The sequence below is a fragment of the Candidatus Methanoplasma cognatum genome (genome assembly GCA_009777615.1).
Taxonomy (GTDB): Archaea; Thermoplasmatota; Thermoplasmata; order Methanomassiliicoccales; family Methanomethylophilaceae; genus Methanoplasma; species Methanoplasma cognatum.
This window is the reverse complement of sequence record WRLM01000001.1, coordinates 46,089-68,435: the sequence shown is the minus strand read 5'-3', so window position 1 is coordinate 68,435 and position 22,347 is coordinate 46,089. Positions and strand designations below refer to the sequence as shown.

Annotated in this window: 29 protein-coding genes and 4 tRNA genes; 13 read left to right on the top strand and 20 right to left on the bottom strand. The window is 53.4% G+C overall.

What is annotated here, in order from left to right:
• Window positions 1-2: 2 nt before the first annotated feature.
• From FWG96_00260 to FWG96_00225, 8 genes are all read right to left on the bottom strand, one after another.
• Window positions 3-269, bottom strand: a complete 267-nt coding sequence (locus FWG96_00260) for a DNA-directed RNA polymerase subunit H (GenBank protein ID MCL2031700.1) — start codon at window positions 267-269, stop codon at window positions 3-5.
• A 120-nt stretch (window positions 270-389) separates the two neighbouring features.
• Window positions 390-463 (bottom strand) — tRNA-Lys (locus FWG96_00255).
• Window positions 464-640: 177 nt separating this feature from the next.
• The gene (locus FWG96_00250) at window positions 641-1,078 is read right to left on the bottom strand and encodes a zinc ribbon domain-containing protein (protein ID MCL2031699.1); all 438 of its coding nucleotides are present in this window, start codon (window positions 1,076-1,078) and stop codon (window positions 641-643) included.
• A gap of 200 nt (window positions 1,079-1,278) precedes the next feature.
• Window positions 1,279-1,695, bottom strand: coding sequence for a hypothetical protein (locus FWG96_00245; protein ID MCL2031698.1), 417 nt, complete (start codon window positions 1,693-1,695; stop codon window positions 1,279-1,281).
• 127 nt (window positions 1,696-1,822) lie between these two features.
• Complete coding sequence (locus FWG96_00240) at window positions 1,823-2,227, bottom strand: zinc ribbon domain-containing protein (GenBank protein MCL2031697.1); 405 nt, start codon at window positions 2,225-2,227, stop codon at window positions 1,823-1,825.
• A gap of 176 nt (window positions 2,228-2,403) precedes the next feature.
• Window positions 2,404-2,826: a hypothetical protein gene (locus tag FWG96_00235; protein ID MCL2031696.1), complete on the bottom strand. Its 423-nt coding sequence runs from the start codon at window positions 2,824-2,826 to the stop codon at window positions 2,404-2,406.
• A 99-nt stretch (window positions 2,827-2,925) separates the two neighbouring features.
• Window positions 2,926-2,999: transfer RNA gene (locus FWG96_00230), tRNA-Ile, on the bottom strand.
• A gap of 16 nt (window positions 3,000-3,015) precedes the next feature.
• Window positions 3,016-3,091 (bottom strand) — tRNA-Asn (locus FWG96_00225).
• 138 nt (window positions 3,092-3,229) lie between these two features.
• On the opposite strand from FWG96_00225, the gene FWG96_00220 reads away from it, so the two are divergent.
• Window positions 3,230-4,123, top strand: a complete 894-nt coding sequence (locus FWG96_00220; protein ID MCL2031695.1) for a DMT family transporter — start codon at window positions 3,230-3,232, stop codon at window positions 4,121-4,123.
• 10 nt (window positions 4,124-4,133) lie between these two features.
• On the opposite strand, the gene FWG96_00215 is transcribed toward FWG96_00220, so the two are convergent.
• Together FWG96_00215 and FWG96_00210 are read right to left on the bottom strand one after the other, a co-directional pair.
• On the bottom strand, window positions 4,134-4,436 hold the full coding sequence (locus FWG96_00215) for a hypothetical protein (GenBank protein MCL2031694.1): 303 nt from the start codon (window positions 4,434-4,436) through the stop codon (window positions 4,134-4,136).
• Window positions 4,437-4,507: 71 nt separating this feature from the next.
• Window positions 4,508-4,675: a hypothetical protein gene (locus FWG96_00210; protein MCL2031693.1), complete on the bottom strand. Its 168-nt coding sequence runs from the start codon at window positions 4,673-4,675 to the stop codon at window positions 4,508-4,510.
• A gap of 270 nt (window positions 4,676-4,945) precedes the next feature.
• On the opposite strand from FWG96_00210, the gene FWG96_00205 reads away from it, so the two are divergent.
• From FWG96_00205 to FWG96_00195, 3 genes are read left to right on the top strand one after another with little or no spacing between them, the layout of a single operon-like run.
• A complete protein-coding gene (locus FWG96_00205; protein ID MCL2031692.1) occupies window positions 4,946-5,446 on the top strand; it encodes an ArsR family transcriptional regulator in 501 nt (166 codons plus the stop codon).
• 1 nt (window position 5,447) lies between these two features.
• Window positions 5,448-5,969, top strand: coding sequence for a tRNA (cytidine(56)-2'-O)-methyltransferase (locus tag FWG96_00200; protein MCL2031691.1), 522 nt, complete (start codon window positions 5,448-5,450; stop codon window positions 5,967-5,969).
• Window positions 5,970-5,985: 16 nt separating this feature from the next.
• A complete protein-coding gene (locus FWG96_00195; protein MCL2031690.1) occupies window positions 5,986-6,516 on the top strand; it encodes an HDIG domain-containing protein in 531 nt (176 codons plus the stop codon).
• Here FWG96_00195 and FWG96_00190 read toward each other — a convergent pair.
• Window positions 6,508-6,762: a PRC-barrel domain-containing protein gene (locus FWG96_00190; GenBank protein ID MCL2031689.1), complete on the bottom strand. Its 255-nt coding sequence runs from the start codon at window positions 6,760-6,762 to the stop codon at window positions 6,508-6,510. The genes FWG96_00195 and FWG96_00190 overlap by 9 nt on opposite strands.
• 78 nt (window positions 6,763-6,840) lie before the next feature.
• Between FWG96_00190 and trxA the strand changes: the two genes are divergently transcribed.
• The 5 genes from trxA to FWG96_00165 are packed head-to-tail and all read left to right on the top strand — an operon-like array spanning window position 6,841 to window position 10,607.
• On the top strand, window positions 6,841-7,152 hold the full coding sequence (trxA, locus tag FWG96_00185) for a thioredoxin (GenBank protein ID MCL2031688.1): 312 nt from the start codon (window positions 6,841-6,843) through the stop codon (window positions 7,150-7,152).
• Window positions 7,153-7,155: 3 nt separating this feature from the next.
• Window positions 7,156-8,043, top strand: coding sequence for an NAD(P)/FAD-dependent oxidoreductase (locus FWG96_00180; GenBank protein MCL2031687.1), 888 nt, complete (start codon window positions 7,156-7,158; stop codon window positions 8,041-8,043).
• On the top strand, window positions 8,040-8,552 hold the full coding sequence (locus FWG96_00175; GenBank protein MCL2031686.1) for a transcriptional regulator: 513 nt from the start codon (window positions 8,040-8,042) through the stop codon (window positions 8,550-8,552). Before FWG96_00180 ends, FWG96_00175 begins: the two co-directional genes overlap by 4 nt.
• A 52-nt stretch (window positions 8,553-8,604) precedes the next feature.
• Complete coding sequence (locus tag FWG96_00170; protein MCL2031685.1) at window positions 8,605-9,060, top strand: helix-turn-helix domain-containing protein; 456 nt, start codon at window positions 8,605-8,607, stop codon at window positions 9,058-9,060.
• Window positions 9,057-10,607, top strand: a complete 1,551-nt coding sequence (locus FWG96_00165; GenBank protein ID MCL2031684.1) for a tRNA uridine(34) 5-carboxymethylaminomethyl modification radical SAM/GNAT enzyme Elp3 — start codon at window positions 9,057-9,059, stop codon at window positions 10,605-10,607. Before FWG96_00170 ends, FWG96_00165 begins: the two co-directional genes overlap by 4 nt.
• Here FWG96_00165 and FWG96_00160 read toward each other — a convergent pair.
• The 4 genes from FWG96_00160 to FWG96_00145 all read right to left on the bottom strand — a co-directional run bounded on the left by FWG96_00160 (window position 10,600) and on the right by FWG96_00145 (window position 14,054).
• Complete coding sequence (locus FWG96_00160) at window positions 10,600-10,839, bottom strand: PRC-barrel domain-containing protein (protein ID MCL2031683.1); 240 nt, start codon at window positions 10,837-10,839, stop codon at window positions 10,600-10,602. The two genes, FWG96_00165 and FWG96_00160, sit on opposite strands and share 8 nt — an antisense overlap.
• A gap of 126 nt (window positions 10,840-10,965) precedes the next feature.
• On the bottom strand, window positions 10,966-11,316 hold the full coding sequence (locus FWG96_00155; protein MCL2031682.1) for a DUF86 domain-containing protein: 351 nt from the start codon (window positions 11,314-11,316) through the stop codon (window positions 10,966-10,968).
• Window positions 11,306-11,617, bottom strand: coding sequence for a nucleotidyltransferase domain-containing protein (locus tag FWG96_00150; GenBank protein ID MCL2031681.1), 312 nt, complete (start codon window positions 11,615-11,617; stop codon window positions 11,306-11,308). The genes FWG96_00155 and FWG96_00150 overlap by 11 nt, the downstream gene beginning before the upstream one ends.
• A 244-nt stretch (window positions 11,618-11,861) precedes the next feature.
• The gene (locus FWG96_00145; GenBank protein MCL2031680.1) at window positions 11,862-14,054 is read right to left on the bottom strand and encodes a CDC48 family AAA ATPase; all 2,193 of its coding nucleotides are present in this window, start codon (window positions 14,052-14,054) and stop codon (window positions 11,862-11,864) included.
• A gap of 161 nt (window positions 14,055-14,215) precedes the next feature.
• Between FWG96_00145 and FWG96_00140 the strand changes: the two genes are divergently transcribed.
• On the top strand, window positions 14,216-15,985 hold the full coding sequence (locus FWG96_00140; GenBank protein MCL2031679.1) for a heterodisulfide reductase-related iron-sulfur binding cluster: 1,770 nt from the start codon (window positions 14,216-14,218) through the stop codon (window positions 15,983-15,985).
• 35 nt (window positions 15,986-16,020) lie between these two features.
• Window positions 16,021-18,765 (top strand): DEAD/DEAH box helicase, encoded by a 2,745-nt coding sequence (locus tag FWG96_00135; GenBank protein MCL2031678.1) that lies wholly within the window; start codon window positions 16,021-16,023, stop codon window positions 18,763-18,765.
• Here the strand turns inward: FWG96_00135 and FWG96_00130 are convergent, their stop codons facing one another.
• A complete protein-coding gene (locus tag FWG96_00130) occupies window positions 18,766-19,449 on the bottom strand; it encodes an RlmE family RNA methyltransferase (protein ID MCL2031677.1) in 684 nt (227 codons plus the stop codon).
• 81 nt (window positions 19,450-19,530) lie between these two features.
• On the opposite strand from FWG96_00130, the gene purM reads away from it, so the two are divergent.
• Window positions 19,531-20,550 carry a phosphoribosylformylglycinamidine cyclo-ligase gene (gene purM / locus FWG96_00125; GenBank protein ID MCL2031676.1) on the top strand — a complete coding sequence of 340 codons (1,020 nt, stop codon included), beginning with the start codon at window positions 19,531-19,533 and terminating at the stop codon, window positions 20,548-20,550.
• 189 nt (window positions 20,551-20,739) lie between these two features.
• On the opposite strand, the gene FWG96_00120 is transcribed toward purM, so the two are convergent.
• The 4 genes from FWG96_00120 to FWG96_00105 form a co-directional block, all read right to left on the bottom strand.
• Window positions 20,740-20,988 (bottom strand): AbrB/MazE/SpoVT family DNA-binding domain-containing protein, encoded by a 249-nt coding sequence (locus FWG96_00120; GenBank protein ID MCL2031675.1) that lies wholly within the window; start codon window positions 20,986-20,988, stop codon window positions 20,740-20,742.
• A gap of 132 nt (window positions 20,989-21,120) precedes the next feature.
• Window positions 21,121-21,642, bottom strand: coding sequence for a DUF531 domain-containing protein (locus tag FWG96_00115; protein MCL2031674.1), 522 nt, complete (start codon window positions 21,640-21,642; stop codon window positions 21,121-21,123).
• Window positions 21,643-21,661: 19 nt separating this feature from the next.
• Window positions 21,662-21,826: a hypothetical protein gene (locus FWG96_00110; protein MCL2031673.1), complete on the bottom strand. Its 165-nt coding sequence runs from the start codon at window positions 21,824-21,826 to the stop codon at window positions 21,662-21,664.
• Window positions 21,827-21,884: 58 nt separating this feature from the next.
• Window positions 21,885-21,960, bottom strand: a tRNA-Phe gene (locus tag FWG96_00105).
• Between the two features lie 123 nt (window positions 21,961-22,083).
• Between FWG96_00105 and FWG96_00100 the strand changes: the two genes are divergently transcribed.
• On the top strand, window positions 22,084-22,284 hold the full coding sequence (locus tag FWG96_00100; protein MCL2031672.1) for a hypothetical protein: 201 nt from the start codon (window positions 22,084-22,086) through the stop codon (window positions 22,282-22,284).
• The last annotated feature ends 63 nt before the right edge of the window (window positions 22,285-22,347 follow it).

Here is a 22,347-nt window from a genome sequence, read left to right as displayed (position 1 = left end):
GATCACCCTTTGGTCACAAGCCTGTAGGCCACAAACTCCTGCGCTGTCTCACTCTTTCTTACGATCTTGACGATGCGCCCCTCCGCGATCGGCCCATGTATACTCTCCAGCACCCTTATGCCCGCATCATTGTTCTTTATCTTCGGAAGCTGGTCGCAGGTTATCCCCATTCCTGATAGGACCTTTTCTGCTTCTTCTTCGGATAAAAGATGGTGTTCGGGCACAAGATCGTGCTTGAGCACATTAAATGAAATGTTGTCTGTTGCCAAATGATTCACCTGCTGCTAATACCCCGCTCCCGGTCAGCGGGACCTTGTTTAAGAAATTCGCTTTTTGTCATTCCTTTCCTCATACTTGATCTGCGGCTGATCGCTCATGAAGACTCTCAGCGGGCCTGAAGGGATTCGAACCCTTGACCACCTGATTAAAAGTCAGATGCTCTACCTAGCTGAGCTACAGGCCCTTAGATATCTTAAAGCTTGTAATGCGGATGGAATCCTTCATTGTATATAATACCTTTTAGGTATAAACCGGCGTGCGCCTCCCGGCGGGCTCCCTCCGCCGATCCTGCTGCGTCCGATCTGACAAAAACGCCGTCCGGACGAAATAGATTTAAAAAGGGATTTATGATTATCTGCGGTCACCACGGGCGGTCCCCGTTCGCCTTTACATAATCATTGTACTCGTTCGCCAGTTTATATGCGTCGAATATGTTCCAAACCCAGACCGCAATATACGTTGCGATAAGAACAATGGCGACGATCAATGCCGCTGTGACGGCGTCAAAATCGTTCATATATACCCCGGCAAACAATATCAGCGTACTGGGAAGCGACAGCAGTATAACTGCCAGCATAAGGAGCAGTCCGCGTGCGACCTTGCCGACATATACCTGTCCGAGACCTACCCAAAGAAGTGACAGTATGGCCGCGATCCCGGGGCTTTTATCTCGGAAGTAAAAGACCACCTGCGCAGATCCTTGTACTATTCCGGTCCCGGTGCTGTCGGCCCCGGTTCCGCATTTGACACAGAACTCCTGACCGTCTTCCATCCTGCTGCCGCAATTTTTGCAATACATTTGTTTCCTCCTTCAAAAGGCTCTGAAAATGAGTATAACGGTATATATTTAAAAACACAGCGTTCTGCCTGGGTATGCGCGCCGACCGCGCGCTTAACCGATCTCCTTGCGACCGAACAATTCGTTGACAAGTCGGGACCGTTTTACCCTCCGTTCACCGCTGTCCTGATACGAAACCTGCTGCGAACTCTTATTCGGGATCACCACGGACGTTTTCCGTGTGACCTTAAATGATCATTATACTCTTTCGCCAGTTTGTATGCGTCATAGGTGTTCCAAATCCGCAGCGCGAGGAGGACCGCCGAAAGCAATATCGACATTATCCAAAGGTCTAAAACGTTGCCCATATCCCACATGCGGAAGGCGACGACGATTGCGATTACAGTAAGCAGAATATAGAAGAACAGCAGCAATAGTCCGCGCCCTGTCTTACCGAGATATAACTGCCCTACACCTGCCCACAGGAACGAAAGCACCGCCGCGATGCCTTCGCTTTTTTCGCGGAGATGAATCACGTGCTGAGGGCCGGGTCCATCTGCGCCGTCAGCCCTGACGCCGCATTTGTCACAGAAAGCCTGACCTTCATTGAGCTGGTTGCCGCAACTTCTGCAATACATTTGTTTCCTCCTTTCTAAGCGCTCCGAAAGCGAGTATTACTCTATATATTTAAAAATGCAGTGTTTTGTCTGGGTATGCGCGCGGCCGGGATAGGTTATTACCGATCACCGATCACCGCCGGCGGTTTCAATGAAACCTCATGTCATTGTACTTGTTCGCCTGCTTGTATGCGTCGTAGACGTTCCAAATCCAAAATGCGAGGATGAACGCGATCGCCAATATCACTACAGGAATGCCGCTGTTGCCGCCCCTGCTGCCGGGCGCCATTGCCACAACACTGATTAAGGCCCCGAACACCACGATCACGATGGAAGAAAGCAGCAGCGCGAGTCCGCGTCCCATCTTTTCTGCGTACATCTGCCCGCCGCCCGGTAACATAAACGAAAGCACTGCCGCGAGTGCTGCGCTTTTTTTAGGGGCAGAGATAACATACACAGGGGTCGGCCCTCCTTCGCCGGATGCCATCACGCCGCATTTGTCACAGAATGCCTGACCCTCATTGAGCTGGTTGCCGCAGTTTATGCAATACATTTGTTTCCTCCTCCCAAAGCGCTCCTGAAAGAATATCGCGCTATACGCTTAAAAATACAGCGTCGTTGTCTGAGTATATGCCGTTGCGGAGGACGACCCATTGACCGGTCCGGACCGTTTTACCGTCCGCTAATTGCTGTCCTGATGTGAGAACGGCTGCGAACTCTTATTCGGGATCACCACGGACGTTTTCCGTGCGACCTTAAGTAATCGTTATACTCGTTCGACAGTTTGTATGCATCATAGATGTTCCAAATCCAAAATGCGAGAGTGAACACCCCCATCGATATCATCAGGACAATAAAGCCGCCGAAGCTTTCCATCTCCAATGCGATGACGAAGCCGACAACGAAAAGAACGGCATAGATCAGTAAATAAGAGAACATCAGTGCGAGTCCGCGTCCTATCCTACCGACATATATCTGTCCGGCGCCCGCCCATAGGAACGAGAGCACCGCCGCGACGCCTGAGCTTTTTTCATTTATGTGGACCACATATTGAGGGCCTGGCCCTCCTTCTGCGCCGTCCGCCCTGACTCCACATTTGTCACAGAATGACTGACCCTCATTGAGCTGGTTACCGCAACTTCTGCAATACATTTGTTTCCCCCTTTTATAAGCCCTGAAAAGAGATATCTACCTATATACTTATAATACTGTCTTCCGTCTGGGTATGCGCCGTTGCAAGAAATGAATGAGTGGGCCCAGCCGGATTTGAACCAGCGACCACCTGGTTATGAGCCAGGCGCTCTACCTGTCTAAGCTATGAGCCCCTTTTAAGAAGGAGAATGGCGCCGTCGCACGGGATCGAACCGTGGACCTTGTGATTAACAGTCACACGCTCTACCTACTGAGCTACGACGGCTTGTGGAAAAAGCGAAAGAGTGACGAATATTAAATGATTACGTTGGTTCTATATGTTAGCGGGGGGCGCCGCCCGCAAAAAAACCTGCCGCCCTCATATTAAAATAAGAAATCGATGATTCTTGCCCAGCGTGAGGAATTGACATTTGAAAAGGAAAGACTGCCGCATCTGTCGGCATTCCTGATTATCTGCATGGTCTGGGGACTGAGCCTTGTCATCGCTTATGACCTTCTCGACACGGGGATACCTCCATTCTTCCTGATCGCAATAACATACGGGATAGGCGCTCTGACCCTCCTTTCCGTAAAACTCGCGATCAGAACAACTCCGGCCATCGGCCGGGACGAATTGAGATACGGAGTGATGGTCGGGCTGCTGATATTCACAGCCTTCGGCCTCCAGACCGTGGGGCTTGTGTATACCACGCCGGCAAAGAGCGGCCTCCTGACCGTCCTCTACGTTCTGTTCGTGCCGATCATCATATCGATGATGCAGAGAAAACTGTCGACGCGGTCGATAGCGTTCGCATCGATCGGGTTCGTCGGCGTGCTGGTGATGTCGGGGGTCACCGGCGGGGATGGCTCGATGAACATAGGCGATCTCCTGACGATCGTGTGCGCCGTTACGTTCGCGGTGCACTTTGTTACTCTGGAGAAGTTCTCGTTGAACCTTAACACGATAAACTTCACTTTGGTCCAAATGCTCACCGCGACGCTGGCCGGAGTGATCGTAAGCCTCGCATTGGAAAACGGCCAGTATTCGGGCATGGACCTTGTCGGGTCCTGGGCGGGGCTTGCGTTCATGGGCCTCATCGTTACCGGATTGGGCTTCTTCGTACAGACGGCCGTTCAGAAGAAGATACCGTCGACGACCATAGCCATAATGTGCTGCAGCGAGTCTGTTTTCGCCATGGTCTTCTCCTGGGCCCTCGGCTACGATGCCGTTACCGTTCCGTTGTCGATCGGTGCCCTTCTGATAGTGTTGTCCACCGTACTGTCGTCGATATACGAGAGAAGAGAACTCATCGGCTGAAGACGAACGATCAGCTTTTTCTCATCTTGCCTATACGCTCTATGAGATCTTCAAACTGTCCGGGCAGTCCGCGTATGAACTCCTCATATTTTTCCGATACCATGGCGCCTTCGTTAGTGGCGATTATCAACCCATCCTTTTCCAGCAGCCTGAGAGAATATCTGACCTTGTGTTTAGGTATGCCGAGAACCTCCGACAGCCGTATTATTCCTATCGGCTGCATCTCCTTGGTGACCTTCAGCATCTCAATGTGCCTGCTGAGCAGATCTACCTCTTCAAATACGCTGGAGAACAGAGATGCATCTTCCGCCATGAAAACGAACATACATTATCAGCTATTAATCATAGTGCCGAACAGAAGGTTTATTCTTAGCGGGCGGCTTTTCAGCGCCCGTACCACTTCTGTTTTCCCCACTTCGAATAGTTCTTCCAGTATCCCTGTATGAACGACCCGCAGCAGTCCAGAGCTTTCTTCTCCGCATCGGGGCCGGTGTGGGTCTTATAGCAGTTAAGACACTGCCATCTTAATTCGAGGGGCTTCTCTTTTGCCATTGAAACCTGATTATCGAATCCATTAATAAATCTTGGCAAAGGCCGCCGGCCGCGGGTTGACGGCTATGCCGCATTGCCCCTCTCCTCTTTTTGCAGAGAGGTTTTAGCGCCGCCCCGCCGCCTTTTGATCATTTTATGGACTTTTCTCTGATCTCAGAGAGGTTATTCTCTCCCGCAGAGTCCGGCCGGCCCAGGCCGTTCCGTCAATTGTCGGAAAGAAGCGTGAGTTAAGAACCGTTATATACATTTATTACCATAAGGGAAATTCTCATGAACAGGATTAAGGTCATTAATGAGCCCTCAGAACTGGTTCCGATGCTCAGATCCGTAGATACGTCAGTGAAACGTGACGTATTGAAAGAGGTGACCTTAGAGTGGAGGACCGCCGACGACATAGAAAAAAAATTCGGTCCGGAAGGCAGGAACGCCATCATATTTTTTGAAAAGATGAAACTCGTTGAGACCCGGTGGCTGTCCGTTAACGGCGGCTACCCCGAAAAATCCTATCACACCTATTACACCTCTTTCAACATAAACGCGCAGTGGCCCGTTTATGAGATAAGCGACGTCCTGGCGGCTGCCATGATGAATGAGGAGGAATATGCGGATGTCGAGACGAAGATACTTACGGAAGTAGGCAAAGGAGGGCGGTTCTCCGGCGATGTGGCTGAAGCGCTGGGTCTTTCCTCCACAATGCTGAAGAGCCTCGTAAGGAGATCCGTCAGAATGGACTACCGAGGCCACAGGATCGAACTTATCAGAGAAGAGTAAGATGCCCCGCATTTGGATACTGAGGATCGGCCACCGTCCGCAGAGGGATAAACGGGTGACCACTCACGTAGCGCTTTCCTCCCGCGCGCTGGGCGCCGCCGGCATATTCGTAGACACTGAAGACAAAGTACTCGAAGAGAGCATCGGGAGCGTCGTGGGCAGGTTCGGAGGCGATTATCAGATAGAGACGGGCGTCCAGTGGAAGAAGATGCTGAAGGAATTTGACGGGGAGGTCGTCCATCTTACAATGTACGGGCAGAGGCTGGATGAGGCCGTTCCGAAGATCGCCAGGGACAGAGACCTGCTTATCGTCGTCGGCGCGGAAAAAGTGCCCCCCGAAGTGTATCGGGAGGCGGACCATAATGTCTCCGTAGGAAATCAGCCGCATTCGGAGATAGCCGCGCTCGCCATATTCCTTGACAGGTTCACTGACGGTAAAAATCTATACTCAGACCGCGATGGGCTGGTGACAGTGATACCTAACGAGAGGGGAAAGACAGTTGCCGAAAAGCGTACCAGATGAATCGGGCTGCCTGCGGATGCTGAAAGAAGCTGGCTGCAAAAAAAGAGTGATCGTTCACTGCTGCACGGTGGGCGTTGTCGCGGACGAAATGCTGAAGAAGATCGAAGCTGACCGGCCGCTCGTGATGGCGGGCTCGCTCCTGCACGACATCGGAAGGTCGGTGGACAACGGCATAATGCATGCAATCAGAGGCAGCGAGATGATAGAAAAGATGGGCCTCTCGGAGGAACTGGTCGAAATTATAAGGAAGCACACCGGCGCGGGGCTGGACGACCTCGACATAGCTGAGATGGGGCTTCCTCCGGGAGACTACATTCCCAGGACGATCGAGGAGAAGATCGTCGCGCACGCGGACAACCTCGTCAGCGACAACACGGTGGTGGGCCACATACACTCGGTCGAAAGGCTGAAGAGCAAGGGAGCTTTAAGGGGCGCGGAGAGGATGGAAGCGCTCCATTGGGAACTCTCAAAACTCTACGGAATGGATCTCGACGTAATACTGGACATAATAGGCGAACGTCCGAAACTTAAATGGATCTCACGCTGACCCCGGCCCTATCCTTTCGTTCGGGAATCTGTTGAGTATGATTATGTCCCCGACGCTTTGGACCCATCTTACCGGTATGTTTATCGACACGCCTTCGTCGACCAGCGCGGGATTCGCATCTGCGACGAACAGTCCTTTGACGCTCATCTCCGGGATGCTTATCAGGACCTCATCGACCGCCCCCACAAAAATGCCATCGGGAGTGTATATCTCCAACCCTTTTATGTTGCCGATATTCTCCAACATCTTTCTGACCTGCCTTTTTGTTCGCTCTAAACTTATTTATCTGTTTATAAGTATGACGGTGCGTAGGGAGGAAAATTGATGGTCACGGAACTAACAGACGACACCTTTGATAAATTCATTGCAGACAACGGAATCGCAGTGATAGACTGCTGGGCGCCATGGTGCGGCCCGTGCAGGAGAATGACCCCCATAATGGAAAAGCTTTCCACCGAATTGGAAGGGAAGGCCGGGGTGGCCAAACTCAATGTAGACAACAACCAGGCGATATCCGTAAGGTTCGGGATAAGAGCTATCCCGACCCTGCTGGTATTCAAAGAAGGCGTCCTTGTCGATACCTTTGTGGGGCTGAGGAGCAAAGAGGAACTAACAGATTACGTTGAAAATATGTGAGAGATGAACGCTGACGTAGTGATAATAGGCTGCGGGCCGGCCGGTCTGCAGGCGGGAATACATTCATCCCGAAAAAAGGCTGACACCGTGATCATCGGAAAAGTAAAGAACAGTGCGCTTTCCGGCGCACATGTTGAGAACTACTTCGGTGTGGCCGGAAAGACGGACGGCTCGGAACTGCTAAAGAGGGGGTTGGAGCAGGCGCTGTCGTTCGGATGCAGACACCTTGATCTGAACGTGACCGGGGCCGCGGCGCAAAGCGGCGGCTTCAGTATAACGGTAGAATCCGGAGAGGAGATATTCTGCAAGTCGGTCATAATTGCCACGGGAATATCCAGAGCAAAGCTGAACATACCGGGGGAGAAAGAATTCCTCGGCAAAGGCGTCAGCTACTGTGCGGAGTGCGACTGCAACTTCTACAAGGGACTCAAGGTCGCGGTGATAGGGGACGAGTCGGAAGCCGCCGTGTCGGCGGAACTCATGACCAGATATGCTTCCGAAGTGTACTGGGTCAGCAAGAACGTCTCCGCGGACGGGAACCTTGTGGATAGGGCGTCAGGCGCCGGCGCGAAGATCGTCGCCGGGATCCCGAAAGAGATCAGGGGCGGCGAAAAGGTCGGATCGCTTCTTTTTGAGAATGGGGAAGAGATCGCCGTCGACGGAATATTCATTGTGCTCGGAGGAAGATCCTCCGCCGATCTGGCGATGGACCTCGGCGTGATGCCGGAAGCGGACGATTCCATTAAAACAGACGATAAATGCGAGACCTCCGTCCCGGGCGTCTTCGCCTGCGGGGACATTACCGGGGGGCCGTGGCAGCTGGCCAAAGCCGTCGGCGAGGGAGCTGTGGCGGGACTCGGTGCGGCGGGCAGGGCAAAAGGCGACAAATGACAGTAGAGGACCTCATCTCAAGCATGCTCCGGGAAGAGGGGGGGTTCCAGAAAGCATTCCGGAATATGCTCTATGACGAACTCGATATGTCGCTGAGCGAATTCTGCTCCATATCCGGCATCTCGCAGAGCACCATGTACAAGCTGCTTGAGGAGAAACGCGAACCCAACCTGAGAACGGTGAGGGATATAATCCGCGCGCTGACCATGATCAGCCGATCCGATATCGATAAGTTCGTCGCCGTCATAGCGTCGTCTACTTTCATGGAGTCTCTCCCGAAGACCATGGTCGTGGACGGCAGGACCATATTCATCAGGGAATATCCCATCTCGACCGTCGAGGACGCGATAATAGCGGCGGTGAGAGCGGAACGGGACGGCGCGCTCGCAATTGTCTGCGCTCCCATCATCGCGCTCACGGTGAAAAAGATACTCCGCATACCGGTATCTCCGGTCATGCCTCTGGGAAGCGTCCTTAAAGCGCTTGACGACATTAAAGGTCTGGTCTGAACAAATTAAAATATCATCTTAACTATTTGCTCGCATAGCGGGAGATGTAACATTGTTTGAACTACAAGTTGTCAGCAACACCCCCATGAACGCTGTGACGGATAAGGACATAGTTGCGGAGACATTCCTGGTGCAGATCGGATACATACCGAAAGGATATGATCCCAAGACCTCTGCGACGAACGTAAGGGACAGCGTGCCGTACAAACTGTTCATGGACTTCTTCATGAAGAATATAAACAAAGCTTGGGCGGTAGAAGAGCTGGCCGCACTTCTGGAGACCACCAAACCTACGATATACAGGCACATCAACAAGCTGAAATCGATGGATCTTCTGGAGAGCATCGACGTGGAGTTCGACGGCGCCGTCAGGAAAGGTTACAGGATCAGATATGGGGATCTGTCCAAGGCCTGGAACTTCACCGAGGCGAACGTCAGCATGGCCATGGAGAACTACAGGCGGACGGTATCGCACTTCCAGTCCCTCGCGAGGTCAGAGAACGGATGAATGACAGCCATCTGATCAAAGAACTCAGCCGGAAGATCATCTCCGCCGTGAAGGAGGGGGCGGTGAGGGACAGAGACGGCATACAGAGAATGAAAATAGAGCTCTGCGGCGAGCTGGGGCTGACGGATGTGCCTCCGAACTCAAGCATACTGAGAGAGGTCGGACCCGGCGACAGAAAGCTTCTTGAGCCGCTCCTGATCAAAAAGCCCATGCGCACCCTGAGCGGCGTGGCGGTGGTGGCGGTGATGACCTCCCCTCACCCCTGTCCTCACGGGAAATGCTCCTACTGCCCCGGAGGGGTCGAGAACGGATCGCCCCAGTCCTATACCGGAAAGGAACCCGCCGCCAGAAGGGCCGGCAGGAACGATTACGACCCTTTCCTTCAGGTTAAGGACAGGATCGACCAGCTGACCGCCATAGGCCACGGGACCGATAAGATAGATCTCATCATCATGGGCGGGACCTTCACGTCAAGAGACAGGGGATACCAGGAGTGGTTTGTACAAAGGTGCCTCGACGCGATGAACGGAGAGGCGTCGTCTGACCTCAGGGAAGCGCAGAGGAAGAATGAGACCTCCGAACACCGGTGCGTCGGCCTGACCGTGGAGACAAGACCGGACGTGTTCGGCGACGAACAGGTCGAACAGGCCATGCTGCTCGGCGCCACGAGGGTCGAGCTGGGTGTTCAGATACTTGATGACGGTATACTTTCGATATCAAAGAGAGGGCACGGAGTAAAAGAAGTAAAGGATTCCACAAGGTCCTGCAAGGACCGCGGCCTCAAAGTATGCTACCATATAATGCCCGGACTCCCGGGGTCCGACCCGAAAAAAGACCTCGAATGCTTCGAACGCATCTTCGACGATCCGGATTTCCGGCCGGACATGCTGAAATTCTATCCGGCGCTGGTCATTCAGGGGACCGAACTCTACGACATGTGGAAAAGAGGGGAATACGTACCATACGATGTGGATACGGCAGTGGACCTCCTTTCAAAGATGAAATCGGCCGTTCCCGAATATGTCAGGATCCAGAGGATACAAAGGGATATCCCGGCGCCGCAGATAGCCGCCGGGATCCTCAAGAGCAACATCCGCCAGCTTGTCAGGGAGAGCATGGACGCCAACGGCGTATCCTGCAGATGCATCAGATGCAGGGAGGTCGGACATACCGGAGAGGTCCTGGAGGATCCTGAGCTCATCGAACTGAAGATCATGGAATATGAAGCAAGCGGCGGTGCGGAAAGGTTCATCTCCCTTGAATACAAAGACTCTATAATCGGCTATGCCAGACTGAGGACGGACGGGACCGACACCGCGACCATCAGGGAACTTAAGGTCTTCGGGAAGGCAGCGGCGATCGGCTCCGAAGGAGAGGACTGGCAGCACAGAGGGTTCGGAAAAGAGCTTATGCTTGAGGCAGAGCGTCTTGCGGCCCTTGACGGGAAGAAAAGGATCAGGGTCAACAGCGGCATCGGCGTGAGAAGGTACTACGAAACGCTCGGGTACGTTCTGGAAGAACCCTTTATGGTCAAACCTCTCAGTTGATAATCAGCCTGTTCCCGCTGATCCTTATGCGGTCCGTCTCCACCACGGCCCTGCCTTTTTCATCCACTTTGTGCGATTCCCCCAACACGTTGCCGGCGGTCGATATCAGAAGATACTTTATCGACCCGTCCTCGGTGTCTATGACAATATCCTCAAGTACTCCAACCGTGCGCCCGGTTATCGTTTCGACCTCTTTGCCGATGATCTCTCTGCTGAAGATCCTGTCCTCCATAATATCGCCCGTGCTGTGTTTGGTATGTCTGAGACAGTATATGTATCCTTTAGCCGCAGCGACCATGTTGAATAATTTGCGATCGTTTCGCTGGGCACGGGAACGCTCTCATCCCGCGGCAGTTTATTATTGATCAGTGAGCCCTGCCAATATCCTCTCGCACACTATCTTTAGTTCGGGCGCCTCTTCGGTCACCGCTATCCACGTGTCTTTCAGACTGACCCGTTCGTAGTCGTGGGCGATCAAATTTCTAAATCCGGCTATTTCCTTCCATGGAATATCCCTATTCTCGTTCGTTAACCCGAACGATAACGATTTTACGGCTTCTCCTATCTGAAAAATATCGAGGATACAACTTTTTTGGAAGAACTTATTGCCAAGAAAATCTTCTTCGTCCCTGCCAAAGTATTGGAGAGCATCCTCGATATCGTTACAGTGACCAATTATCTTTACCAAGATGCGCCTATCATCCCTCATATACTATAATCCCCTCGGACATAACGACCTTCAGAAATCCCGGGTCTAAGGCTTTGATATCAACAAGATCTATTTCACGTCCCACTGCATAACACAGATCCTGAAAGAATCCTGAAAGTGCGATCAGCCCGCGTATCTTCCCCGATTCAATGCAGAAGTCATAGTCGCTGTTTTCATCATGGTCCCCTCTGGCCACTGAACCAAAAAGATACACTTTAGCGACCCCGTACTGCTCCGCTACAGGCGCCACTACCTCCTTCAGCTCACTGATGGAATATATCTTTTTTTTCGCAGAGACCATGATCAAGATACCGCCTCCGCACAGTTTAAAACTTTGTAACGGACGACTGCGCTGAACGGCTGAGCATTCAGAGTAATTTGATCTCAAATGCGGGCATTTAGCATAAATTCTGAGCGCCTAGGAGGCAGAATTTGGGTTAAAATAAGTTTACTAGGTTTCACTTTTCATAGATCTGATGGCCACGCCCATATCCAATTCCTCAGACTCCGCAACTGGACAGCGGTCATTCATACATATCGCGCATTTACCCATAGAAGGGGTCATTCCACCCCATGCGGAGCTTTCTCATCTCTTTGCTCAGTGACTCATACTTCTCGAAAGTAGCCTCATCCACCGAGGGGCCCACTATGCTCATCGCGGCCCTGAAGTCCTTTTCGGTCACGTACTGCGCGGCGCTGTCCCTGCGGTATGCGGACAATCCGGCCTCCCTGCACAGCGAAGCTATGTCTGCGCCGACGTATCCCTCCGTCGCTCTGGCGACCGACTCGAGATCGATGTCTTTAAGCGGCATCTTCGCCGTGTGCACCTTAAGTATGCTCTTGCGCTCTTCCGGACCGGGCCTTCCCACCAGTATCATGCGGTCCATCCTTCCGGGCCTCAGCAGCGCCGGGTCGATCATATCGGGACGGTTGGTAGCCGCCATGACCATCACTCTGTTCATGCTTTCGATGCCGTCCATCGACGTCAGCAGCTGCGCCACCACTCTCTCCCACGCCTGGGAGTCGCCTCCGCCCCTTACGGGGGCGATCGAATCTATCTCGTCAAAGAATATTATGCAGGGCGCCATCTGCTTTGCTTTCTTGAATATCTTCCTTATGGCCCGTTCCGATTCCCCCATCCATTTGCTGGCTATCTCCGGTCCGCTTATTGCGATGAAGTTCGCGCCGGATTCGTTCGCCACAGCCTTGGCGATAAGGGTCTTGCCTGTTCCCGGGGGGCCGTAGAGCAGGACCGCCTTCCCCGGACTTATTCCCAGCCTTTCAAAGGACTTGTGTTCCTCGGTGGGGACGAATACCTCCTCGATCTCTTTCCTTATATGTTCCAGGCCGCCTATGTCGTCCCAGGTGGTCTTGGGTATTTCCACGAATACCTCCCTCATGCCGCTCGGTTCTATGTCTGCAAGCGCGTCTGCGAAATCTGTCATACATACCTTCATCGTCTCAAGCGTCGACTGCGGCACCGGCTTATCCAGATCAAGTTTGGATATGTGCTTGCTGAGGCATTTCATGGCTGATTCCCTGGCCAGCGAGGCGAGATCCGCTCCGACGAACCCCTGCGTCGTCCCCGCCAGCTTCTCTATCTCCACATCATCTGACAGCGGCATGTCCCTTGTGTGTACCTCCAGGATGCTTTTCCTTCCCTTGGTGTTCGGGACGCCGATCTCTATCTCCCTGTCGAATCTTCCCGGCCTTCTGAGCGCGGGGTCTATCGAATCCTCTCTGTTGGTAGCTCCGATCACTATCACATCCCCTCTTCCGCCCATTCCGTCCATGAGCGTCAGAAGCTGCGCCACCACCCGCCTTTCCACCTCTCCGTAGGTGGAGTCCCTGTTCGGGGCTATCGAATCTATCTCGTCAAGGAATATTATGCTCGGGGCGTTCTCCTCGGCCTCCTCGAATATCTTCCTGAGCCTCTCTTCGCTCTGCCCATAGTATCTGCCCATTATCTCCGGCCCGCGGATCGAATAAAAAGACGCGCCGGACTCGTTTGCGACCGCCTCCGCTATCAGCGTCTTGCCGGTGCCTGGGGGCCCGAACAGCAGCACGCCCTTAGGCGCGGATATACCCATGCGGTCGAAAAGCTCCGGATGTTTGAGCGGGAGCTCTATCATCTCCCTTATCCTCCGCAGCTCCTCATCCAGCCCTCCTATGTCATCATATGTGGTGCGTCCCGTCCGCACGTTCTTATCCTTTTTGGCAGGCTCGCTCCTTACCACTATCTCCGTGTCCTCGCCGACGACCACCGGTCCAGGGGGAACCGTCGAAGTGACATTGTAGGGCACCCTGTTGCCCATAAGGGCGATGTTCGACAGCATTATGTCCATGCCTACGATGAGCGGCCTCCACAGGAGCCCGCTCCGGAACATGTTCTCTACGCCTTCCTCATAACTGATCCTTTTGCCCTCGGATATGTTGGGACTGAGGACCACCTTCTGCGCTATGCCGGGATCGCATTTCCTTATGCGCACTGTCTCGTCCACGCTCACGCCGGCGCATGTCCTCGTTGGGCCGTCTATGCGTATGAGCCTCATGCCGTCGTCGCCGGCCTCCCCTTTGAATATCTTCGCCACGACCGTCCTTTTGCCTATTATCTCGATGATATCTCCCAGGTCAAGACCGAGGTACCTGCGGGACTCGTTGTCGATCCTCGCCCTCCCATATCCTACCTCGGACTGCCTCTCCGCCATCGCGACCTTAAGCTCAAGGTATTTGTCCATCGCCTGCGGATATCCTTCAAAATATTTCAGATGATTGTCTTACTCTTTACCGCGTGACAGTTGGTCGGCTCGTGCCGCCGAAAAGAATAAAAACCGCATGTTGGCACATATTGCCTATTCAAAAGCTTTAATATAGGAGCGTGCGTTTTTCTCTTTTCATTATGAAGGCCCTTGAGAACCCGTTTTCAAAACTGAAAGACAGCATCAAGATCCAAAAGATGCCGCGCGTTCAGCAAGAACTCACTGCCTGCCTGCAGTGCGGCTACTGCATCAGCGTCTGCGAGGCCCACGATCAGACGCCTTGGGAATCGGTGACCCCCAGAGGGAAGATATACTATCTCAACCAGCTCAGCAGCGCCGGGGGCGTCGACAAACTCCTCGGCAGAGAGGTCTCGCTCAGCCCGTATTTCGTTGACGCGATGTACAAATGCACAGGCTGCGGGAACTGCGAGGCGGTCTGCCATGCGAACATCCCCCTGGTCGAATTCTGGGAGACCATCAGGAAATGGATAGTGGATGAAGGCGCCGGCCCGATGTCCGCCCACAAAGGCATGGCGAAGAAGGTCGGGGAGGTCCACAACCCGTACGGAGAACCGGTGTCCAAGAGGGGGGACTGGTGGCCTGAGGATGTGGAAAGGGCACAAACCCCGGATGTTCTTTTCTTCGCGGGATGCACCGGAGCGTACAGACAGCAGATACTTCCGCAGACCGGCGTCCGCGTGCTTGCGAGGGCGGGAGTGAAGATCAATATGCTCGGCACTGAAGAATGGTGCTGCTCATCGCCGCTGCTCAGAACGGGCACCCACAGATACTCGCTCGAATGCGCCGAGAAGGTCGTTGAGGGAGCGGACGGAATGGGCGCAAAGGACATGGTGATGACATGTTCAGGCTGTTACAAGACGATCTCCACCGACTTCGGAAAGTTCTATGCGAAGACCGGACAGAACGTTTACCATTTCTCCCAGTACGTGGAGAAACTGATCTCGGAGAAGAAGCTTTCCATCAACCACGAGTTCAAAGCAAAGGTGACATACCACGACCCCTGCCACATGGGAAGGCACATGGGCGTCTTTGAGACCCCCAGGAATGTCCTGAAGAAGATCAAGGGCATAGAGCTTGTGGAAATGGACCGCAACAGAGAGAACTCCAGATGCTGCGGCGCCGGAGGCGGATACAAGAGCCAATACAATGACATGGCCGTGAATGTCGCGGCGGAGAGGATCAAGGACGCAGAGGAGACCGGCGCGGACATCCTCGTCACATGCTGCCCCTTCTGCGTGGTCAATCTTACGCAGGGCGCGAAGCAAATCAACTCCAAGATAAAGATCATGGACCTTTCGGAAGTGCTTCTGAAGGTTACCGCCCCGGCGGAGCCGAAGCCCGCGGAGGAGAAGAAATCAGAGCCGCCGAAAGCGCCGGAAACCCTGCCTGCGGATAAGGATGCCGCTGCAAAGGCTGAGGCTGAAGCGAAAGCAAGAGAGGCTGCTGCAAAGGCTGAGGCTGAAGCGAAAGCAAGAGAGGCTGCTGCAAAGGCTGAGGCTGAAGCGAAAGCAAGAGAGGCTGCTGCAAAGGCTGAAGCCGAGGCAAAGGAAAGAGAGGCCGCCGAAGAAGAGGCTGTAGGAGAGGACATCTGGACGGACAATTCTCCGGAAGCGCTTGTCAGGAGGGCCGCCTGGAACAAGGGCCTCAGATGCAGAAAGGATTACGGGCCCCTCATCATACCGGTCGCCTTCATCAACTCAAAAGTGGCCGTGTACATCCTCACAGAAGGAAAAGTGGATGCCGACACAAAAAAAGCACTGGAGGAGGACGGATGGGCCGTATTGTCCTTCTTTGAGAATGACATCACCGACGGCGAGACCCAAGCGGTCGAGATAAAAGCCGCGGTGAAAGAGAATCTCAGGGCCATGGGCAAAAAGAAGAAGAAATAAACCTTTTGCCGGGTCTCCCGGCACATCCATTTTTTATGTCTTTTGATAAACTCAGCCCGGAACTCGTTTCAGTTTTGAAGGATAGGGGCATAACACAGCCGACAGATCCTCAGAGAAGCGCCATTCCGATGATACTTTCCGGAAAGAATGTGCTTCTGGTGGCCCCCACCGGCATCGGTAAGACCGAGGCCGCCATGCTCCCGATCTTCGATTCCATTTTCAGAACTAAAGGGAAGAGCGGCATACGATGCTTGTACATAACGCCGCTCAGAGCCCTCAACAGGGACATGCTGAAAAGGATGGAGGACTACGGGACTGCGCTGGACATATCGGTCGGAGTGAGACACGGCGACACCACGCAGGCGGAAAGGAACAGACAATCTCAGAAGGCTCCGGAGATCCTCATCACGACGCCGGAAACGGTGCAGGTCCTTTTTACGGGCAAGCGGCTGAGGGAGCATCTGAAGAACGTGGAATGGGTCGTGGTGGACGAGATACACGAACTTTCAAGCACGGAAAGGGGCGCGCAGCTCGGCGTCGCCCTGGAAAGGCTGGCGGAGATAAGCGGAGAATATCAAAGGATCGGCCTTTCCGCGACCGTCGGCGATGTTGACGATGTTAAGGAGTTCCTCTCCGGCGTGGGCAGGGAGGCGGTCCTGTGCAAACACGATACACACAGAGAGTTCGAGATATTCGTCGAGTGCCCGATCCCGGATACGGGTGACGCCGTCCTCCTGGACAAACTGCAGAGCGACCCCGACATCCTGGCGGTGATGAAGAGGGCCAGAGCGCTTATCGAATCGGGAAGGTCAACGCTGCTCTTTGTGAACACAAGGGAGACGGCCGAGTGGCTTGCGGCAAGATATCATATCTGGGACGAGGACTTTTCGATCGACGTGCACCACGGATCCCTCTCGAAAGAGAACAGAACGGGCATTGAAGACCAGTTCAAGAACGGGGGCCTTAGGGCGGTCATCGCGACATCCTCTCTTGAATTAGGAATCGACATCGGGACCGCCGATCTTGTCATACAATATAACTCCCCGAGAGAGGTGTCGAGGATGATACAGCGCGCCGGGCGCGCCGGGCACAGGATGGGGGAGGTCATCCGCTCTGTGATCCTTGCTACATCCCCCGACGAGGTCGCCGAAGCGCTGGTCATAGCGAGGAGGAGCGACGCAAAGGAGCTCGAATACTTCAAAGGCAGGGCGAGTCCTTTCACGGTGCTTGCGAACCAGCTCATCGCGATGACGATGAGCGGCCGTACGAACAGGGACCTTGCCTATAAAATTTTCAGAAGGTCCAATTCGTTCAAAACGCTCCGGCGGTCCGATATGGATGACGTGCTGGAGCAGCTGAAATCCATAAAGATGATATTCGAGGACGAGAACGGGTTCAGACGTTCAAAGAAAGGGATGCAGTATTTCTATGACAATATCTCCATGATCCCGGATGAAAGAACATATCTGATCCGGGATATAAGCACAAGAGGGATCATCGGAACTCTTGACGAGAGCTTCGTGGCGTCTTTCGCCGAACCGTTTGCGATGTTCATCGCAAAAGGCAGGACATGGAGGATAGTCGAGATGAGAGAGGACGAACTCCTCGTCGAGGAGGCCGGGGACGTCGGGTCCGTCCCGTCCTGGGCGGGTTCGGACATACCCGTTCCTTTCGAGGTCGCCATGGAGGTCGGAAGGATGCGCCGCAAGATGGACCTCGAACGATACCCGGGCGATGAGAACTGCCGCAAAAAGATCACCGAGTATATCGGCGAGCAGAAAGAGAGATGGCCGGTCCCCACTGACAATACCATCACCCTTGAGACGGGAGACAGGCTGGCGATACTGAACTGCTGCTTCGGCAGCAGGGTGAACGAGACATTCGGAAAGATATACTCCGCCCTGCTGACCGCCCGCCTCGGAGAAAGCATCGGCGTATCGGCCGACGCATACCGCATAATACTCGAACTCCCGAGGAATGTTGACAGGAAGCTGCTGGAGGACACGTTCAGGTCCATAAAGCCGGGTACGGTGGAGGCCTTGGCCAGGATCACCATCCTCAACTCCACGTACCTCAAATGGCGTTTTGTCCATGTGGCAAAGAAGTTCGGCATAATCGAGAAGGGTGCAGACCACCGTTTCATCAACTTCAACCGCCTTTTCGACCTTCATAAAGACACTCCGGCGTACAACGAGGCGATCAACATGGTGCTCTGGGAGGACCTGGACATCGAGAACGCAGAACTTGTCATGAGATTGCTGTCGGAGGGCAGGATAAAGATGGAGATGTGCGGGATATCCCACATAGGTCTTGAGGGGATCACCAGATCGAAGGAGCTTATGCAGCCGGTAAGGGCGGACCACTCGATACTGATGGCGCTCAAGAACAGGCTGGAGGAAGAGGTCCTCCACGCTTCGTGCCTGAACTGCCTGAATCAGTGGAGGCTGCGGGTGCAAGACGCTCCGCAGCGTTTCAAATGTTCCAGATGCGAAGGGAACATGATAGCCCTGCTCAAAGGATACGAAAGAGAGAGCATTAAATTTATCAAGAAAAAAGATCGAAACGAGCAGGAAAAGAAGGACGCTCTGCGCGTATCAAGGAACGCGAATCTAGTTAACGAGTACGGAAAGAGGGCCGCAATGGTCCTGGCCGGCAGAGGCATAGGTCCCGACAGCGCGTCCCGGATCCTGAGGAGCATGCATGCCGACGAGGACGATTTCCTCCGAGACATAATGAGCGCGGAGATACTTTACGCAAAGACCAAACGCTTCTGGGATTGATCAGATATTCCCGCCTTTCGCCGTGAATTCCGGCTTCTTCTCCTCTTCGGCGATATCCTTCAGCTTGATGTCCGCTCGGGCCAGGAACCCTTTGGATATGATGTACATTTCCGATGATGAGTCCCTCGATGCGGCGGGAGAATGTATCTTCACAGACGCGAACCTCGACTCCAATTCTTTCACGAGGGAATCCATCATGTCCCCCATGAACACCTTCACCACCATCTTTCCGCCTTTCTTCAGCACCCTGTCGCATACCGCGACCGCATACATGCAAAGGTCCACGGACCTGGCGTGGTCGGTGGAATAACTTCCGCCGATGTTCGGCGCCATGTCCGAAAGCACGACGTCCGCTTTCCCCCCGACGGCTTCCAGCAGCTCCCTCATGGTGCTGTCCTTGGTTATGTCCCCGATTATTGTTATGATGCCTTCCAGCGGCCTGATGTAACGGAGGTCGACACCGACGACCTTGCCCTTGTCGCCGACCCTTCCTTTCGCGACCTGGAGCCACCCTCCGGGAGACGCGCCGAGGTCGATGACCGAATCCCCTTCTCTGAAAACATTGAACCGGTCGTCTATCTGCATCAGCTTAAAGGATGCCCTGGACCTGTAATTGAGCTTCTTTGCCATTTTATAATAGTGCTCGTGCTTCCTTTCCTGGACCCAACGGTCATGAAGAGCCATCGTTAGAGTGGATGGGCTTTACCGATAAACCTCTTTGTGTGAAAACTAATAAGAGGACGAGCCCATTATCCGGCGGAGACAATGCCTAAAGGGTGGACGTATTCAAAAGCAGGCGTCAACATAGACGACAAATCGAAAGCGATAAGCTCCCTTGTGGACGAGATCAAGTTCAAAAGGGACGGCATAGGACAGATGGTCCGCATACCCGGCCTGTTTGCGAGTCTGATCGACTTCGGAGACAGATACCTCACTCTGGCCACAGACGGCGTCGGAACGAAGCTTCTTATCGCAAAGGAATTGGGGATCTGGCACACAGTCGGGATCGATTGCATCGCGATGAACGTTAACGACACCATATGCGTCAACGCCGAGCCGATGTCTTTCGTCGACTACATCGCGATAGACCGCCCAGATGATATGATAACAAAAGAGATAGGCAAAGGGCTGGAAAAAGGCGCGGAGATGTCCAATATGGAGATCGTCGGCGGCGAGATAGCGGTGCTCCCCGAATTGGTGAACGGCATCGACCTTTCCGGAACATGCCTCGGATTCGTTGAAAAAGGCCGGGAGATGACCGGAGATAAATGCGAGGACGGGGACGTGATCGTGTGTCTGAGATCATCCGGTCTGCACTCCAACGGATTCACTTTGGCCAGAAAGGTCCTGGAATCCTCGAACATCTCTCTCGGCGACAGGGTCAAAGGTCTGTCCGGCACGATAGGGGAGGAACTCCTCACGCCGACAGAGATCTACGTCAGACAGGTCCTTGAGATCGCAAGGAACCATGACGTGCACGGTCTGGTGAACATCACCGGCGGCGGCCTCAGGAACCTCCTGCGCATGAGAAAAGGATTGAGGTACGTGATCGATGATCCCGTCGCTCCCGCCCCGATATTCGGGATCATTCAGGAATTGGGGGGCGTTGAGGACAAAGAGATGTACCAGACCCTGAACATGGGCATGGGTTTCATGATCATCGCGCCGGAGGCTGATGCTACCGATATCATCAAAAGATACGGGAATGCGGATGTCATTGGGAGAGTCGAAAAAGGCAGCGGCGTTCTTTTGGAACCTGGGAACATCCTTTATGAGAAGTACTAACCACAGATGAAATTAAGTCCTTTTTGCAGAGTGATCCGCTTCCGGCAGTTTGCTCCTGTCTCGTATTCATTTCATGTGTGTTGGAAGTACAAGGCGGTGCTCTGTCAGGCCCTGTGCATAAGTTTGCTAGGGAAAAACAAAGCTGAAACAAAGACGTTCGTATCAACCATTACGCGCACGGGTCTCCTCCTACATCTCACCGCGCACTTCCTTCACCAGGTCGACAACGTCCTGTTCGGTCCGCAAGCCCATCCGTTCTGCCTCTCCCGCAAAAGCGTTCTGCGCTTTTTTAAGTGCTATCATAGCAGCGTTCTCCATGATGATGCGCACGTTCTCCTCGACGAAAACGACCTTGTCGCCGTCTTTCAAGCCCAGCCTTTTGCGTATCTCTTTCGGTATCGTTATCTGTCCCCGCATTGTTATTTTAGCAAGTTCCATGTGTAACGCTCCTTTGTTTTCAGTATTGCATTGAAATCAATGCAATACATACTATAATCTATCTCACTAAAAACCTTATGCAGATGTCCTTCTCGGCCTCGCACGGTATGTTGAAAGACCATGACGCCCCTTTTATCGGCCCAGTGTGGCACTTATTGCCCCGCAGACTGCTCCCAAAGCAGTGCATGTTTCAAGGGAGAATCCTCCGCCGGTGACATCCATATGATACTTGGGTATCGAAGCGATATCTTTCGGTACGCCGTGCGGCCCTATCCCGAATACCAGAAGTATACTCCTGCCTCCATTGACCATCTCCGCCACTTCGCTCACGCTTGTCTTCTTTTTCTCATCGGGTTTGCTCGTGGTGAGTACCGGCTCGCCGAGCTGGGGCGGGAACCCTTTTGAGGGGTACGGAAATTTATTGAACCTTCCCTTCTCGGCAAGTTCCAGAAAATAGTCCCCGTGGCCTCCGATGCTTGTGGTGCCGGCGACCCACTCGGCAATCTCCACGGGGGTCCTCACTTCCTCCGGGATCGGGAACCCGATAAGTGCCAGATTCATGTCGAAGGCCATCGCCAAGCCTCCGGTCCTTGCGATCACCCTTCGGTGGGGCTCCCTGAATTTATTCGGGTCGTACGAGTTGTAAAGCGCGATGGTGATCCTCCCGGCGATGTCACTCCCTCCTTGTCCTTTTCCTTCCGGCTATGGCGTGCGAGTCGCCGTCGAGGAATATCTCATAATCCGGATTCTCATCCTGTATCCTTTGTATCTCCTGCAGAACCTGCGTGAGCGTAAGCTCGCTTGTCCTTATGTCGATGAATATCTTATCGGATTCCAAAGGATGCCCTCCGCGGCATTGACGGTATGGTGAATACGCATCTTACAAAAAGAATGTATGGTGCCGTGAGCCGGGCTCGAACCAGCGACTTCATGATCTTCAGTCATGCACTCTCCCAACTGAGTTACCACGGCGCAGTTCCCCCTATCGCTGGTTTTCTATTATAAAGTTTCCTGAATGATGATCGAATAAACACAACGGTGAAATCTTTGATAAGGCATAACAGGGGCCGCTATGCCTTGTTAAGTGGTGCGATCATGGAAGAATACACAAAAGCAGAATTGGAAGCGGCTGTTAGATCGATATCATCTTCTATTCGCAAGATAGAGAAGGCGCACGATACTCTCTCGAAGAAACATCCGCTCCCGAAGGCACAATTGACTCTCGCCAGACGGAACTTGGATGCGCTTCGGCTTGCGTTATCATTGATAGAGCGTGAATTGGAAAAACACACGTAAAAGCCTTGACCATTCTGTCGTGTCAGGGAAGGAAATAATTCATGCGCGTGCCCTCTGGGCGAT